The sequence below is a fragment of the Pseudomonas sp. NPDC087615 genome, assembly GCF_044743445.1.
In the GTDB taxonomy this organism is placed as follows: Bacteria; Pseudomonadota; Gammaproteobacteria; order Pseudomonadales; family Pseudomonadaceae; genus Aquipseudomonas; species Aquipseudomonas baetica_A.
In genome coordinates this window covers 1-14,585 of record NZ_JBIUWM010000020.1, presented here as the reverse complement: position 1 = coordinate 14,585, position 14,585 = coordinate 1, and the positions used below count along the sequence as shown (strand labels likewise).

The 14,585-nt window shown below is 52.4% G+C and carries 21 protein-coding genes and 3 pseudogenes; 16 read left to right on the top strand and 8 right to left on the bottom strand.

The window, feature by feature from the left end; translation table 11 throughout:
• Positions 1-32 precede the first annotated feature (32 nt).
• From ACIOU6_RS12150 to ACIOU6_RS12125, 6 genes and pseudogenes are all read left to right on the top strand, one after another.
• The gene (locus tag ACIOU6_RS12150; protein ID WP_032861748.1) at positions 33-1,106 is read left to right on the top strand and encodes a hypothetical protein; all 1,074 of its coding nucleotides are present in this window, start codon (positions 33-35) and stop codon (positions 1,104-1,106) included.
• Between the two features lie 34 nt (positions 1,107-1,140).
• Positions 1,141-1,317: pseudogene (locus tag ACIOU6_RS12145) on the top strand (NAD-dependent dehydratase); the annotation flags it as partial.
• 46 nt (positions 1,318-1,363) lie between these two features.
• Positions 1,364-1,573 carry a hypothetical protein gene (locus ACIOU6_RS12140; RefSeq protein ID WP_177068473.1) on the top strand — a complete coding sequence of 70 codons (210 nt, stop codon included), beginning with the start codon at positions 1,364-1,366 and terminating at the stop codon, positions 1,571-1,573.
• On the top strand, positions 1,570-2,046 hold the full coding sequence (locus ACIOU6_RS12135; protein ID WP_401136491.1) for a hypothetical protein: 477 nt from the start codon (positions 1,570-1,572) through the stop codon (positions 2,044-2,046). Before ACIOU6_RS12140 ends, ACIOU6_RS12135 begins: the two co-directional genes overlap by 4 nt.
• Positions 2,047-2,099: 53 nt before the next feature.
• Positions 2,100-2,636 (top strand): SH3 domain-containing protein, encoded by a 537-nt coding sequence (locus ACIOU6_RS12130; RefSeq protein ID WP_401136488.1) that lies wholly within the window; start codon positions 2,100-2,102, stop codon positions 2,634-2,636.
• Positions 2,637-2,725: 89 nt separating this feature from the next.
• Positions 2,726-3,766 (top strand): DUF4062 domain-containing protein, encoded by a 1,041-nt coding sequence (locus ACIOU6_RS12125; protein ID WP_401136485.1) that lies wholly within the window; start codon positions 2,726-2,728, stop codon positions 3,764-3,766.
• A gap of 45 nt (positions 3,767-3,811) precedes the next feature.
• On the opposite strand, the gene ACIOU6_RS12120 is transcribed toward ACIOU6_RS12125, so the two are convergent.
• Positions 3,812-4,267, bottom strand: a complete 456-nt coding sequence (locus ACIOU6_RS12120; protein WP_401136482.1) for a helix-turn-helix domain-containing protein — start codon at positions 4,265-4,267, stop codon at positions 3,812-3,814.
• A 157-nt stretch (positions 4,268-4,424) separates the two neighbouring features.
• Between ACIOU6_RS12120 and ACIOU6_RS12115 the strand changes: the two genes are divergently transcribed.
• The 4 genes from ACIOU6_RS12115 to ACIOU6_RS12100 all read left to right on the top strand — a co-directional run bounded on the left by ACIOU6_RS12115 (position 4,425) and on the right by ACIOU6_RS12100 (position 6,319).
• Positions 4,425-4,820 carry a DUF6957 family protein gene (locus ACIOU6_RS12115; RefSeq protein WP_401136479.1) on the top strand — a complete coding sequence of 132 codons (396 nt, stop codon included), beginning with the start codon at positions 4,425-4,427 and terminating at the stop codon, positions 4,818-4,820.
• 40 nt (positions 4,821-4,860) lie between these two features.
• Positions 4,861-5,331, top strand: a complete 471-nt coding sequence (locus tag ACIOU6_RS12110) for a hypothetical protein (protein WP_401136476.1) — start codon at positions 4,861-4,863, stop codon at positions 5,329-5,331.
• Between the two features lie 2 nt (positions 5,332-5,333).
• Positions 5,334-5,723 (top strand): hypothetical protein, encoded by a 390-nt coding sequence (locus ACIOU6_RS12105; RefSeq protein ID WP_401136473.1) that lies wholly within the window; start codon positions 5,334-5,336, stop codon positions 5,721-5,723.
• A 197-nt stretch (positions 5,724-5,920) separates the two neighbouring features.
• The gene (locus ACIOU6_RS12100; protein WP_401136470.1) at positions 5,921-6,319 is read left to right on the top strand and encodes a hypothetical protein; all 399 of its coding nucleotides are present in this window, start codon (positions 5,921-5,923) and stop codon (positions 6,317-6,319) included.
• Between the two features lie 125 nt (positions 6,320-6,444).
• Here the strand turns inward: ACIOU6_RS12100 and ACIOU6_RS12095 are convergent, their stop codons facing one another.
• Together ACIOU6_RS12095 and ACIOU6_RS12090 are read right to left on the bottom strand one after the other, a co-directional pair.
• The gene (locus tag ACIOU6_RS12095) at positions 6,445-6,636 is read right to left on the bottom strand and encodes a hypothetical protein (RefSeq protein WP_401136468.1); all 192 of its coding nucleotides are present in this window, start codon (positions 6,634-6,636) and stop codon (positions 6,445-6,447) included.
• Between the two features lie 206 nt (positions 6,637-6,842).
• On the bottom strand, positions 6,843-7,325 hold the full coding sequence (locus ACIOU6_RS12090) for a hypothetical protein (RefSeq protein ID WP_401136465.1): 483 nt from the start codon (positions 7,323-7,325) through the stop codon (positions 6,843-6,845).
• Between the two features lie 468 nt (positions 7,326-7,793).
• On the opposite strand from ACIOU6_RS12090, the gene ACIOU6_RS12085 reads away from it, so the two are divergent.
• Positions 7,794-8,129: a hypothetical protein gene (locus ACIOU6_RS12085; RefSeq protein ID WP_401136462.1), complete on the top strand. Its 336-nt coding sequence runs from the start codon at positions 7,794-7,796 to the stop codon at positions 8,127-8,129.
• Between the two features lie 34 nt (positions 8,130-8,163).
• Here the strand turns inward: ACIOU6_RS12085 and ACIOU6_RS12080 are convergent.
• Positions 8,164-8,286: pseudogene (locus ACIOU6_RS12080) on the bottom strand (DUF2254 family protein); the annotation flags it as partial.
• A 67-nt stretch (positions 8,287-8,353) separates the two neighbouring features.
• Positions 8,354-9,542, bottom strand: a pseudogene (locus ACIOU6_RS12075) (zinc-dependent alcohol dehydrogenase); the annotation flags it as partial.
• 187 nt (positions 9,543-9,729) lie between these two features.
• Here ACIOU6_RS12075 and ACIOU6_RS12070 point away from each other — a divergent pair.
• Positions 9,730-10,431 carry a glycosyltransferase gene (locus tag ACIOU6_RS12070; protein ID WP_401136459.1) on the top strand — a complete coding sequence of 234 codons (702 nt, stop codon included), beginning with the start codon at positions 9,730-9,732 and terminating at the stop codon, positions 10,429-10,431.
• Positions 10,432-10,456: 25 nt separating this feature from the next.
• Positions 10,457-10,702, top strand: coding sequence for a hypothetical protein (locus ACIOU6_RS12065; protein ID WP_401136456.1), 246 nt, complete (start codon positions 10,457-10,459; stop codon positions 10,700-10,702).
• Here the strand turns inward: ACIOU6_RS12065 and ACIOU6_RS12060 are convergent.
• Positions 10,693-10,917 carry a hypothetical protein gene (locus ACIOU6_RS12060; RefSeq protein WP_401136602.1) on the bottom strand — a complete coding sequence of 75 codons (225 nt, stop codon included), beginning with the start codon at positions 10,915-10,917 and terminating at the stop codon, positions 10,693-10,695. The genes ACIOU6_RS12065 and ACIOU6_RS12060 overlap by 10 nt on opposite strands.
• A 409-nt stretch (positions 10,918-11,326) precedes the next feature.
• On the opposite strand from ACIOU6_RS12060, the gene ACIOU6_RS12055 reads away from it, so the two are divergent.
• Together ACIOU6_RS12055 and ACIOU6_RS12050 are read left to right on the top strand one after the other, a co-directional pair.
• Positions 11,327-11,770 carry a DNA methylase gene (locus ACIOU6_RS12055; protein WP_401136599.1) on the top strand — a complete coding sequence of 148 codons (444 nt, stop codon included), beginning with the start codon at positions 11,327-11,329 and terminating at the stop codon, positions 11,768-11,770.
• Positions 11,771-11,814: 44 nt separating this feature from the next.
• Positions 11,815-12,621: an alpha/beta fold hydrolase gene (locus ACIOU6_RS12050; protein WP_401136453.1), complete on the top strand. Its 807-nt coding sequence runs from the start codon at positions 11,815-11,817 to the stop codon at positions 12,619-12,621.
• Between the two features lie 108 nt (positions 12,622-12,729).
• Here ACIOU6_RS12050 and ACIOU6_RS12045 read toward each other — a convergent pair whose 3' ends face one another.
• A complete protein-coding gene (locus tag ACIOU6_RS12045; RefSeq protein ID WP_401136451.1) occupies positions 12,730-12,978 on the bottom strand; it encodes a DUF6555 family protein in 249 nt (82 codons plus the stop codon).
• A 298-nt stretch (positions 12,979-13,276) separates the two neighbouring features.
• Between ACIOU6_RS12045 and ACIOU6_RS12040 the strand changes: the two genes are divergently transcribed.
• On the top strand, positions 13,277-13,570 hold the full coding sequence (locus ACIOU6_RS12040) for a DUF1652 domain-containing protein (protein WP_401136449.1): 294 nt from the start codon (positions 13,277-13,279) through the stop codon (positions 13,568-13,570).
• Positions 13,571-13,937: 367 nt separating this feature from the next.
• Here the strand turns inward: ACIOU6_RS12040 and ACIOU6_RS12035 are convergent, their stop codons facing one another.
• Complete coding sequence (locus ACIOU6_RS12035) at positions 13,938-14,342, bottom strand: response regulator (RefSeq protein WP_401136596.1); 405 nt, start codon at positions 14,340-14,342, stop codon at positions 13,938-13,940.
• Positions 14,343-14,585 lie beyond the last annotated feature (243 nt).

Here is a 14,585-nt window from a genome sequence, read left to right as displayed (position 1 = left end):
ACATTCCTGATTCTGCACACCGGGAGGCCGAAATGGACTTGCTAAAGCCCTTGTACGAACAGGACAGGCTTCATCCACACTTTCGCACCATATCTGACGGACGACCCGGCAGGCTTTACCAGCGTGAGGAGCTGCAACGCTGGCTTGATGGATTTCCAGACAGGGATAACAAATTCGTACGTGAGTTTCAGACCACGTTTAACTCAAGCTTTTGGGAAATCTATCTTCACGCAGTGTTCCGCGAGTATGGCTTTGCTTTCGACTGGACTTATCCAGCCCCTGATTTCCTAGTTTCGTCAGCAGACATTACGTTTACGGTGGAAGCAACCACTGCCAACCATTCCATTGACGCTACCCCGGAGTGGGGTAGGCCCATGACAGCGGAGTTCTTTGAAGACGTTGATTTCAATGAGCTCAATCGGGTCGCGATAATCAGGTTGGCCAACGCGTTCATGAGCAAATCACAAAAATTCCAAGATAAGTATCAGCATCATCCGCATGTCCAAGGACGCCCATTTGTCTTAGCAGTAGCACCGTTCGAACAGCCGGGTTTCAACCTCCAGGCCTACCGGGCTATCGAAGCCCTGCTATTCGATTACTACGTAGATGAAGCGGAATACCTGGCTAATCCGGAGCGCTTTCCTAACGGATTAGAGGGGAAATCTTTGGGAAGCGTACAGAAAGATAACGGTGCTGAAATCGAACTGGGGTTTTTCGATTGCTTGCGCTTCAGCCACATTAGCGCCGTGATATTCAGTAATCTGGCCACTTGGGGAAAAGTAGATGCCATGTGCGGAAATCCGGATGCGGTCATATCGTCTGTCTGGTCGCTACCGAATGGCGAGATGAAGCGCACTGTGTCCAGAGGCAACGAAGCCTCAGAAGGGATCACCGATGGGCTGCGTATCTATCACAACCCTTTTGCTACAACGCCGTTGCCGCTTGAAGTATTTCGACGAGAAGGTGTGATGCAGATGTGGGCTGATCCTTACGCTCGATCACTCATAAGTGAACAAGCCGAGAACTGCTTACAGTCCAGGACGGCTATGACTTTCTTCGTAAAGGATGATGATCCCTCTTGCGAGGGCTTATCTGAGAAAATTTAGCAGTGCGCTCTGGCCAATCCGGCTAGGCAGCAATTCGCCTGTGGATTGCTTGATATCCTCAACGAATACCGATGCAGACCTTACTCGACCAATCGAAGTCGTGACGGATATGTCAAAAAGCCGTGCAATGGGCTCAACCGCCTACCAAGCGAGCGATCAACCATTTTTTTTGTGTTGGGGCAAACTACGGAAGATGCGCTTGATACCCTAGGTCGTCCCAGAACACATATGCTCAGATGATTTCAGGGAGAAGGAAAATGGCAAGTGAATACTCGCTATCAGATGTGCTGGAAAGGATGTACCAAAATCAGCTCGCCCTTGAGGCTGCTCTCATGGAGCTAACCCTCCAGGTGGAAGCCCAAGGACATGCGGAAGTTGGCGACAACGTTCGTGGCACGCTTTACACAATTGGTGAGAACGCTGGCCATATCAAACAGGGGCTGGCCCGGCTCAAAAAACTCCCATGACCCAGCCGCTTTTCGATTTTGATCTCAAACGCGTTTCCCGCACGCATTACATCACTGGCAAGGCTGCGATCAACTTTCCGCACCCTGGAAGCATCACTGGCGGATGGCATTTCCTGTCTTACTTCGACCGCGATTCGGGCGTAGCGAAAGTGTCCTTGGCAGGTTTTCATTATCCAGATACGACCGATTTCTTTGGCGACGCTGGAGTCATCGACGTAACCGACGAGCTTGCGATGCGAGGCTGGTCAGAAGACGGCAAAAGGCTGTTCATGGCGGATCACTACAGAGCCGTAGCTGACATAGTGATGAAATGGGTGCTAAGTGATTCTAAGCACTGCAACGTCGAGGTCGCTGATTGGTTTCCCTCTTCCGAAACGAAGCAGAGGCTTTTTGAGATCCTGAATTCGGGAAGGCCCAAACTTTTAGATTTTGACAAGCTGCAAAAAATGGAAGCTTGGCTAAGCTCGCATTAGTCCGAAGGAAAGGTCTGCATGGCAGCCGGCGTATTGCGTCTTAAGCGGGAGCAATGGATATGCGCAAAAACTCCCAGTCGTGGTTTATCCCGCTCCTGATTCTTTTTGCCGTCCTATGGGCAATGGGAAAAAAAGACACGCCTCAAACCCCGGTAGAGCCGAGCGCTCTGAGCACGCTTGTATCAACCACGCCAACGTCTCCATCCCCACCCACGCCCACGCCGACCTCCGCAACTGAGCAGTTCGTGAGCGCTGATAACCTCAATGTCCGGGATCAACCAGGCGGAAAGGTCATCTCAAAACTGAAGCGCGGGGAGAAGGTTCAAGTTTTTGAGACCCGAAAGGATTGGGCGCGCATAAGCATTGATGGTCAACCTTCAAAGTGGCTTTCGTCCAAAAGCCTGTGCAGCGGCTCAGACTGCTACGTCGTCTTAAGGCCAAGACCAGCGATTCAGACGAAACAGCCTGCTCGCCAACAGACCCCAGCTTACGGCTCATCCTGCCCTTGTTCCTCTGGGAACGTGTGTATCGGGCCTCGCGGTGGTCGATATTGCATTACCTCTGGCGGTAACAAACGATACGGTGTCTGATCTGCTGTTCACCATTGAGACAATCTGCAACGATCACACCTAGTTACAGTCCAAAAGGACACATATGCCAGCGTTCAGAGGATGCACTGATGAAGGTGTTCATAAGCTCCGTAGTAAGAGGTTTCGAGCAGTTCAGAGCCGCCGCCAAAGACGCGGTGGAGACACTGGACATGAAGCCGGTCATGAGCGAGCACTTCGGAGCGCGAACCTACTCCTCGGAGCACGCCTGCCTGACAGAGGTCGATCAGTGCGACGTTTATATCCTGATTCTTGGCGCTAACTACGGCTATGAATCTCAGCCAGGTCTCTCGGTTACGCAGCAAGAATTCCACCAGGCAGTGAGCAAGCGTAAACCGATTCTGGTCTTCATCCAGCAGACTGACTTTGACGCGAAGCAGGCCGTGTTCGTCAACGAGGTGTCTGACTACAAACAAGGTTTTTTCAGAGCCTCATTCTCAGCCCCCCAAGAGCTGTTGAAAGCTATTGTCCAGGGCCTGAGTAGAATGGAGAAATCCAAAAGCGCAATTTCTGAGAAAGCCTTTCACGAGCGCATTACAGAGGCATCAAGCTCTCGCTCCTACGGCGGTCACTCCTATGCGCCACAGCTTGAGTTCGCATTTCTGCCACAGCCCGTTGAGCAGCACGCTGTGCACGGAGCGGCCCAACGCCGTGATGAGATTTTCCATAGCTTCCATAACCTGGGCTTGGCGAAGTTCAAGCAAGGTTACGAAGACTGGGATGACAAGTTGTTCACAGGACTGAAGTCCGGAGATACGTCTTGGCGCGTTTTTGACGACGGGCTCGTCCTTTTGGAAACTGACGCAAGTATGCCAGTCGAGGGGCGTACGGCTGGTCTCTATTTCGTGTCTCCGACCAACCTATCTAAGCTAATTATGTCCTGCTTCGAGGTGGCCGGATTCAACAGCGGTTGGTATCGCATTACTTTGAAGAATTTAGACATGGCGAAGATAGAAGAGCCGCCAGCGACTGCCCCCAGCAGCTATTCGATGCCTATGCGCCGTGAAAAGCTTGGTAGTGAGTCACAACTTTTCATCCCTGCCACACGGCCCATCGTGGAGCAATGGATACAGGAAAGCATCGTAAGAATGGCCAGAAGTTTGGCTTATTGATCAGTGACACCCGTGCCTCTGTCACTTTGAGCCCATGGGAGGCTTTTAATCGTCAACGTGCCACAGGCGCCCAACAGTGCTTCTGGGTAGTTCTAGGTGCCGGCAGACCTCTGCCTGAGAAAGACCTCCTGCCTTGAGTTTGCGTACTGCCTCGAGCCTTTCTGCGGCTGCGATTCTCTGTGGTGTTGTGATCTTCTGCGGCTCGGCAGGCAGCGCTTCATCAAGAACTCCTAGCCGCATGAGTTCTATCATCGATTCATTCAAGACAGAGCGTGCTGTCTTGCCCTCATCGGCTGCGGCCACCAGTGTGAGCAGCGACAGAGGCGTTAGGCCCAGCGCATGAGCCAGATCCGCACTCAGATCAATAGTCGGTGTCGTCGTCGCAGCCTCCAAGCGGCTTATGTGAGCCTGGTCAGCTTGATGCTGGAGGTCTGCTTGCGATAAGCCATTTCGAATCCTCAGCCACTGTAGCGTCGCCGCATAAGCCTTCCGCAGGGACATCCAACCTACCTCTCCAAAAAAGAGACGGTATGACGCGTTTGATAGATCCCACACAAATGCATATAATCATATCGATGGGATTACTGGCTTGTTGCCCGGTATTTTACGTGTTCGCAGAGCCTGATTTTTGGGTTTGCACCATGAGGATCATCAATTTATGGGTAATTCTTCGGAGCATGAGTTGCTCCGCGAGGGTGAGATATCGTCCTTTGGAACAGAGCTACCTCAAGCCGAAATAGAGGCATTGGTGGCGGATCGTTTCGGTCGGAAACCGTATTGTTTGGTCGAGGATTGGCTGATCTTTCATGTAGACGAGCCTCCTGAGTCGCTTGCCAAGGTGCGAGCCATGGGCCTGCAGACAATGTTCCTTTATTCCCATTGCGTCACCTACGACAGCCAGGGCCGGTTCCCTCCAGGGGGCTGGGTACGCTCGACCTTGTGCAAGTCGTTCGACGGTGTTTGCTTGTTCGAGACCCGTAATACGGTGTATGCCCTAGTGGGCAAGGGGCGTGAGATGACCGCATCGCTCAAGGCAATATTCGGCTTATGTTAATCGCAGGCGCTAAGCAGGCCTGCTCCACACGAGATACGCGATGTTCAGGATTAGCATGCAAGACCAGGCCGGCCCGGTGGGTATGTTCGGGGACGGTCTCGCTCACTTTCACGCCATGTCGCGATCCTTGGTTACCCATTGGTATCACGTGAGCCTCAAGCGCCGGCATGAGGGGCGATTCGTAGCTTATGAAGAGATGCTGAACGATGAGCCTCGCTTGGTGGAGCTGCTGGTCTCCCAAGACGAGAGCATGGTCATTCAAGATGTCCAGGTCGTTACCCCGGCATGGATGAACAAAGGGTCAGGCTGGAAGATGGAAAAGCTGAAATCACTTTCCATGGGGTTCAACCAGGCAGAAGTGCCGATCTGTGTCCTGCAGGTCGAGGGTGGTGATGTGTACATCAATACTCATCAGCGCGATCTGGATGTTGATGCCTTGGTTGGGGTCAGGGAGCTATATAGGCACAGTGCTGCGACCACCGGCGTAGCGTCAGCGTCGGAGGCTATGTAGCCATGAACGACATCAATACCGTCGCAGTCGATTTGCACGAAAAGCGCTACTCGGACTTCGACCTCCTTCGCATCGCCAAGGCAGTGAATCAAGACTACGAGGGGCTGATCACGGCGTACCTTGTGAATGTTCATATCCATGCGTGCAGCGCTGTAGGCGTCGTGTTTGGTCACATTTGCCCTGGGCCATATCAACGACTTTCAGATGGCCGTCTAATCCGGACGTCGGACATTCAGTCCGTTACGAAGGAAGGTAGGTTTTGGGTGGTCAACACGGTCAACTCGAAGTACGTCATTGCGACGTTCAGGCGGGACGTCGGGCGCCGCAGCTTGCGTGACTTCTTGCGTATAGCGGGTGGGCGATATATCCCAACGCCTAGTCGCCTTCAATAGTGCTTTCATCTTTGGTGTTTGGGCTTGCCCCGCTTCGGAGGGCGGCTGTCGTGACCAAGCTCCGCTACGGCGGATCTTGGCCCTAGCGGGCTTCCATCCTCAAGCCTGCGGTCATCCATGACCTGCGCGCTCCGCTTGCCGTCTGTGCAGCGAGCCTGATGCCTTGGCATTCTGGCCACTGACGAACTTGGGACACTATGAATCAGAACACTGAAGCTCTGCCCGAGATCGACATTGAAGAGTTTAGAGAACGCTACCCTCACATGTTCTCTGACCCGGCAGTTGACGAGATTTATTGCGATCCTGGCTGGAAGAATATCTTGATTGCCCTTTGCGACACACTTCAGGACTACCTGAGTCGACATCCAGAGATCACCCCTGTCGCCGTCGCCCAGATCAAATCTAAATTCGGCGAATTACACTTTTTCTATGAGGGTGGGGACTCATACTGCAGGGGCGCAGTAGACGTAGCGATCCAACTTTCGACGAAAACCTGCTCGTACTGCGGAGCGCCTGGAAAGCAGGTCGGCGGTGAATGGGTAAGCACACTGTGCTCGGCCCATGACGGTAGTGGTGGTTCGAAGACTGCCGACTGACAGGCTTGCGTCCCGTGGATGCCAGGCTCCAGGGAGGGCAGACACTCCAGCCCAAGTCGTGAGCTCCGTGCACTGATTGCACTGGCTGGGCGTCTTCACGGATTGAGTATGTGGAATATTTATATTCAGGCGACATTTGTGTCGGTTTTGCGACCATAGAAAATACTCCCCCCTTGAAACGGTTTTTCAAAACCGGAGATGTATATTTTGAACTCAAAAGAAAAGCAGCGGTGCCTGAGCCTTTTCATTTTTTCTTTTGAGAATCTTGTTGTTTGGCTGATCGCTTTTTTTGGTGTGGGCTCTTCGATCTGACGCATCTTTTAAGCTGATCTTCAGGCCTATAACATCGTTTAGGCTTGCCCTTTCGACCTCCATATCCTACTCGCCATTTTGGGGCCGCAGGCCCCGGCTCGTTTTTGCCACCAAGAGACAAGTATTTGATCTGCTTTTTTAGTGGGTATACGAGATAAGGTGTGATCAGAGATCGAAAAATCCAGCTAATCAGCAAGAGGTATGGTTCCGTCTAGTCCTCCCAGGCTCCACCACCGGGCTTCCCTTGGTTCACGGACGCAAACATGCCGGCGATAATCCTGGCATCGAGCAAAGCGTGATGAGGCAGCTCTTTTCCCTCGTGAATCGGAGCTAGCGTCGTCGCGTCGGTAGGAAAATTCCGAACATTTCTAGGCCAGCGTCCAGCCTCATAGACCAAGTCGCAAAAAAGCTCCCAATCGAATTGCGGGGCGTCGGTGACGATTTCGACCTCATTCTTGAACGACGTCAGAAACCCCAGCAGCGACTTCCTGGCCTCCACAATCCGCAGAGAGTGGTTCCCACCCCAGAGCTGCGGAAGTACGATTTCCTTTACGAAGTCACTGCAATCCTCAACCTGCCACGTATCCTGCAATTCAACGTAGAATTCGCGCCCATTCTCAGCAACCAATGCTAGCGATATCAGCTTGGCTGCCGCCGAGAGCTGGGAGAACTCACAATCAAGAAAAACCCTCATGCATTCAGAACCCTGTAATGACTAGAAGTCGCTTGGATATACCGCAGGAACGTCAGCTGTGGGATATGGCTCTTGAGCACTTTGGCCCAGAAGGCCTGCTACTAGCGGTCGTAGAAATGTGGAGCAGCGCCGCTCCTCCGGCAAGGCCAATAGTTGAGCACCTGTCCACCAAACAAGTGAGCCAGGATGTCCTGAATATACTTAAAATTGCCCAAGCGCGAGTCGGGACTTTTGTACCGGGACGAACGTCGGCTCCAGGCATCGTGACATTGTACGCTCGTCACGCCAGTGACCTAGCGGACGGGCTCATCACGCGTCTGCCAAAGGAGCTGCTTTCCCGGGCATGGAGAGGTTCGTGTCTCGAAATCGATCTGGGCATTTGAAGTCTGTCCATGCTCCAAAGGGCTCCGTAACGCAGCCATCCCACTAGAAATTATTGAGCTAACCCCTGCTCCATTGAGATGTTTTATGAACGCTGATTTAACTGAAGAGGAAATGCGTCGTGCATTGTTTGGTGCGGCTGAGCCTGAAAGCCAGGTGCCTGCTGCTCCAGTTCGAGAGCCTGTGCCAGAGGTCGTTTTTACGAGGCCGGTAGCAGTTCCCGCAGCCAAGAAGAAAGCGGCGAAGGCATTCACGCCAAGGCTCAGGGTCACGCTCCGGGTTGGAAACGAATTCGAAGGAAAAACGTACGAGCTGATTCACGAGGCTGACACGTTGAGCTCGTTGCTTGCTGAACAAGAGGCTATGAAGACGGCCCGGAAAAAGTACAAGTATGTTGAGGTTGTATCGGTTAAGTCCATGTAGATATCGCATCTTACTTACCTAATCGAAGAGTCTGCCCGTAGGCGCCCGTGCTCAGTACGATGATCCCCACGAGATTAAAAAGGAATGAGCCTGTGAACGTAGCTAGGGCATCCTGGGTCATGGAGTCCTCTATCACGAGGGTGGTGGCACGAGCCGTGCTGCGGTGATTTTTGAGTGGGGGGTAAGGCGTAGGTAGTCAACAGTGTTGCGCTGCTATCGGTCTGCGGAATAGCGATGTAGCTATCGCTAGGTGTCAAAATGACTTTTCGGCAGTCCTCTTCTTTTTTATCAAAGATTTTATATCACTCGGCGGCCTGTTCCAGTGACATGCGATGGCTGAAGATGACTTCCGGTGAGAGACGACCTGTCTCGATGTGGTCGAGGAGCTCAGGTAGGAAACGATGCACATGGGTCTGACCCATTTTGAAGGTCAGCCCCTTGTCGAAAGCATCACCGAAAAGAAAGCCATGAATGAACCCAGAATAGACGCCTGGTACGCTCACAACGCCTCCGCGTCTGACTGCAGCGATACACTGACGTAAAGCTTTACCGCTGCTTCCCTCAAGCTTGAGCGTCGCGAGAACTGTTTCCGTCGTACTACCTTTTGCTTCAAACCCCACCGCATCCACGACGCCATCAACTCCCCGCATTCCTTTGGTTTGTCGAATGATCGTATCTGCGGGATCGTCGTCTTCATCGAAGTTGATCGGAGTTACACCGTATGTTCTCTGCGCGTATGCCAATCGGTAAGGATGGTGATCGACCATGAAAATTTGGTCGGCACCGAGCATCCTTGCACAGGCGGCGCTCAACAACCCAACGGGGCCTGCACCATAGATGGCGATGCTGGAGCCGTTACCAATCCCCGCGTTCGTTACAGCCTGATAAGCAGTTGGAAGGATGTCTGAAAGGAAAAGAACCTTTTTCTTCCGACAGCGCCCCCGGCACTTTAAACGGCCCGGTGTTGGCTTTCGGTACGCGCACGTATTCGGCTTGCCCGCAAGGAACGCCGCCGTACATATGACTGAAACCGAACAGCGCGGCTCCTGGTGGTATCGCCTTTTTATTTATGATTGCTCCTCGCCCCGTATTTGTTGTTTCGCAGGCCGCGAACAGATCCATTGCGCAGAAGAAACAGCTGCCGCACGCGATTACAAAGGGCATTACCACGCGGTCGCCGGGTTGCACGGTGGTCACCGCAGAGCCTGCCTCTTCAACGATCCCCATGAACTCATGGCCGAAGATATCGCCATGCTCGACAGTTGGAATCTTTCCCCGATAGAGATGGAGGTCAGATCCGCATATCGCCGTCGCGGTAACTCGAAGAATGATGTCATCAATTTCCTCAATAACCGGATCCGGAACCGTGTCGACTTTGACGCTTTGCGCGCCGTGATAGGTGAGTGCTCTCATGACGTCTTAACTACTTCAGCTGGATGGTAAGTGGGAGAGGAGAATCGGAGAAAGTAAGTTCAGAGAGGTACAGACGCAAATGACTAGCGGTCGCCTAAACGCGCTCGCTTGTAATTTTTTAAACCTAATGGAGCGAAATTAGGTCGACTGGTGGAGTCTGTAACTCAGATAGTCGGAGGTGACGTTAATGATCGGTGTTGTCATACCTGCCCACAATGAAGAGCATCACATCGCTGCGTGTCTAACGTCGGTTCTGTCCGCCGCTGCACATCCTGCATTGGCAGGCCAGCGGGTCTGCATAGTCGTCGTTTTAGACGATTGTACTGATCAGACCGAACAGATCGTTTCAGCACACGGTGTTCTTGGGATCGAGGTTTCCTTTCAGAACGTGGGCAAGGCGAGAGCAACCGGTGCAGATCATCTTCTAGCCGCTGGAGCGGAGTGGCTTGCCTTCACCGATGCTGACACCGTAGTGCCGCATGATTGGCTGGCGCGTCAGATTGAATTTAAGGCTGATGCAGTTTGTGGAACAGTCGAGGTGGATAGCTGGAATAGCCATGGAGATCTGGTTCGCTCAAAGTACATGGAGCTTTACCAGTTCATCGAGAATCACCGGCACATCCACGGAGCTAACCTTGGCTTGAGTGCCGATGCCTATCGGAGCGCTGGCGGGTTCCAGCATCTCACTGCACACGAAGACGTCCATTTGGTTGCTGACCTGAAGAGGATTGGTGCTCATATCGTTTGGACAGCCACGAATCCGGTCATCACCAGCGCCCGCAAGGATTACAAATGTCGCGGAGGGTTTGGAGAGTGCCTTGTCAATCTGGGTGCCTCACGGGGATTGCCTGCGCTTGATCTACAAGTTAGCGCCGGCGTCTCTCTTTGAAAGCGCTGCGTGCAGGAGGTGGCAGTTGGAGTACATCGATAACCTGCAATGGCCAGCCATGGTAGTGACGGTAGCCTCAGCCTGGTTCATCGGGTCGCAGCGAGCGTACCGTCGCATGATCGCCTTTTGGGGATTTATCACCAGTAATGCGCTTTGGGTGATCTGGGGGCTTCACGCTGATGCCTTCGCTCTGATCCTGCTTGAGTGCATCCTTTTGGGGATGAATGCGCGTGGCTTTAAGAAAAATTTCGATGGTCAACGTCAGTCCTGAGAGTGCTCGTTTTCTTTACCCTTCGAATTTTTCTTGAGCCCTCGAAGGTTCATCAGGAATAGACAAACTTGTAATACGATCAATGCATACGCGCCTGCGTAGAACCCCCAAATTACCCACAAAACGTTGCTCACACTGAAGCATACAAATCCGATCATCCGCCTTCCTGGCCGCTGCGATCCGACTAGCCATGCAGCGAGAACGGTAACAACCATCGCTGGCCATTGAATCCAATCCAGATAAGCCAAGTTCCCCCCCCCGTTACGGTTCAGCAAAGTGAATTGCTATATCGATGCCACCCTATTCAATCGGGCCTTTGATGACTGGATGAGGTTTTCGATTTGCCGAGAATGTAGCAAGGATGAAGCTGACCATTGGGATGGGTTGTGACGACCACAGATATCAATGACCAGCCCTCGTGAAGCTTAAGGTTTGCTTCGTTGGTTGACAGCACTTCCATGACTTGGATTGTGTCGGAAATATGCATTTCGTCTTTCTCAAATCGTAAGGTTCAACCATTAGGCGTCGAGCATGAATGAGGGTTCCTTTGTCGCTGCCTCGCTCAGCTGGATCATTCGCGATAGCGCCCGGTTTACATTGAGATCATCGCTTAAGGGTGAACCAGTGAGCAAAATCATCAGCGCACATGACTTACAAATCGACCTTCAAGATGCGAACGAAGCCGGGTTGTTCAAATGGCTGATTGCTAGTTTCCTGATGGGCAAGCAAATCCAGGGGCCAATTGCCGCCAAGGCCTATCAAGTGATCGTCGAGAAACACCATCGGGATACGCCGGACAAATTGGCGAGCTGCACTCACCGCCAGTTGGTCATGATGCTTGGTGAGGCTCACTACGTGCGTTACGACGAGACCACCGCGTCGCGGTTATTGGCATTGGCTAACAAGATGAATGCTGAATATCACGGCAAGGTTAGCAACATCGTCGCGGCAAGCGCAGATGGTAAGGCCTTCGAAAAACGGCTATCTGAATTTGGAGGGATAGGGCCGAAAACCGTCGAGATTTTTGTGAGGGAAGCCGCTGCGGTGTTCTTCGGAACGTCCCCCTAGTCTCACCACTACTGCCTCCCAATTGCGTGCGGCAAGGAGAAATCATGGCAACGCACAGGCTAATAGCGAAGGGCTTGCAGTTGAACGTTTCGATCTGCGGTGAAGGCTCTCCGCTGCTTTTGCTCAATGGTTTAGGTGGCTTGATTCGTACCTTCGATCCGTTGTGCGATGAACTGGAAGACTTCACGATCATCACGCTGGACGTGCCAGGGGTCGGCAAGTCGCAAATGCCCCATTGGCCCATTCGCCTGCCACGCCATGCCGACGTGATTGCAGAGATGCTCCAGCAATTGGGAATCGACCAGGTGGATGTCTTCGGGGTGAGTTGGGGAGGTGCACTGGCTCAAGAATTCGCTCTTCGTTACCCGAACATGGTACGCAGGCTGATCCTCGCGGCGACCTCTCCCGGCCCAGTGCTGTTGATGAAGCCTGCGGACGTTATGGATTTTTTCCGCAAGAGTAAAAACGCCAAAATGCGCAAGCAAGATAGCTCCCGCAATTCAATTCACACGCTGCTGCGGTTCGGTGTGATGAAAGGCATGCTCTCTGTTAATCCGCGAACCTACTATTTCCAGCTCGCAGCCTTGATCGGATGGACAAGCCTGCTTCGCTTGTCCCGGCTGCCTCAACGCACGCTGGTTCTTACCGGCGACCTCGATCCGTTAATACAGGCGTACAACGCCCATATCCTGCGCCGCACAATTCGACGTTCAGAACTTCGCATTTTGAAGGGCGAGGGGCACTTCTTTGTGGTGACCAGCGCTAGACGAACTGCCGTCTTAATCCGCGAATTTCTTAGCCGGCAGTATGACGACGAAGAGATGGCCCAGTTACCTCCAAAACTGATGTAGGGACAACATTCAAAGCTACTTTTCCGTTATGAAGCGGTAAGTCAGAGAACTCCGAGATCAAATCTCAGCGATCACAGTCACCCGCTAGTTGCGCCATCTGGGCTATGTTCAAGCCTCTGTCCAATTAAGAGCAACCGTTTCGCGCCATTTCACGTCTGTCACTCCGTATCGCTCGGCGTGAGGTTTCGAAACGACCTTCAACGGAGGTCTACCAGGCTTAGGGATTGGGGCTAAGCCCGCGTCGCAGCTTGCCCAATGCCAAGCATCCACATTGCGCATGGCTTTCGCGCGAATGACGAATGACTTTGGCTGCCCATAAAGCCTGTAATCAATCACAAAAATATCTGTTTGGCTCATGAGTTTCTCCTTAGGCTCATAGCCAAATGAGTGGTGCTTGACGAAAAAAATTCCAACATTTTTTGGCGATTTCTTCAGGACGTGCCTGGACTGGTTGGCCGCGCCCAGCATCGCGTAGTTTTCCAAACAACTGGAACAGCTGTGATGTGGAAATGTCACAACGGGAGCCACATTTTTCTCTACTAAATTGAGAGCAAAGATTCCGGGCGGCGGAGCGCTTCAGCCGGTGCCGCTGAAACTCCTTGTCGAATAATCCTTTGCTGAACCCTTGACTACTTTTCATGATGGACAACAATGAATGCAGATTGGTACTAGGAAAAACGCGATGATCTCCGCTCTTGAACTCCGACATATTATTGAGTGTGGCTTCCTACCATTGTCCTGCTCATGCACGATAAATACGGATGGTTCGTTGATGATTAAAGTCACCGATCCTTCAACAGGCAGTGTGGAGCTTTTGGTGACGGGGGTTTCGACTACGGAACTCAATTCTAGCAGAGCGATTGCCGGTCTAATTGGCGAGCTACGCAGTGAGATGGCGACACGCAAAACCAGTTTCGAATCGGGTGAGTTTAGAGCGCACAGGCGTTGAGCACACCGATGCGCAAGGATAACCGTCAAAAGCTGCCTTTGATGTCATACTGCTATCATCTATACCATGATTTCATTTTCATAGAGCCGATCTGCTGTCCTTCGATAGAACACAGCAACTTGAATTAGCACTTTTTAGCAGTCATCACATCCACGCCAAAGATGGGAATCAGTAGTGATGCTTTATGCGCAGAAGCGGATGATGGCTTGATGGCTTGATGGCTTGATGGCAGAACGTTACTGGCAGTGGTCGCTCATAAAATATAACCACCACGCTGCTGATGAGATTGAGGAAGCACTCACCAAGCTTCTGATGAGGGAAGTAACCAATGCAAGCCCGGTCTACCTCGCATCTCCGATCCCGTGAGTCAGGCTTTGTGAATCGCAATGCCAGGTTGCAATAAGGTCGCCATTGCGATAACGAAATCATCCAGCGACCAAGGCTTGTGCAGATAGATGCTAGAGGCAGGAACAGCTTCAGGATCTATGAGATAACCAGAGGTCAAGATTGCCGAAATGGACGGCCATCGACTACCGACCATTTCGATGAACTCGATCCCTTGGATTTGTCCAGGTACTCCGTGGTCTGCGATCACCAAGCGACACTGCTCGTGAGTTTGAAGTAGGTAGGTCAGTGCATCATCTGCCGTTTCGAACGAGATCGCCTTCCCGCCGACCTCTGAGACAACTTCCTCCATCAATGCTCGCAAGGTCGGATCGTCTTCGATGACGATTACCGAACCCTCGATTGGCAAAAAGCCTTCCCACTGCACGATCAACTAAAAATTCCTTAGCCTGGCCCGGGTGGCCGGCGTCTGATGAGTCAGTGCGTCAGTGTATGCGCGTTTCAGTATTCTGTGGACTTCACGTCTGCCGTCTGATGACTCAAATCACAGAATTGAGTCGATTGTTTGTAAAGACGTAAGCGTACGCCCAACACCCTCTTGCTGATCAGACCTTCGCCTGCTTCAACCATTGATTGACCCACTCGCAGTCAAACGCCGTCGGATCGAACC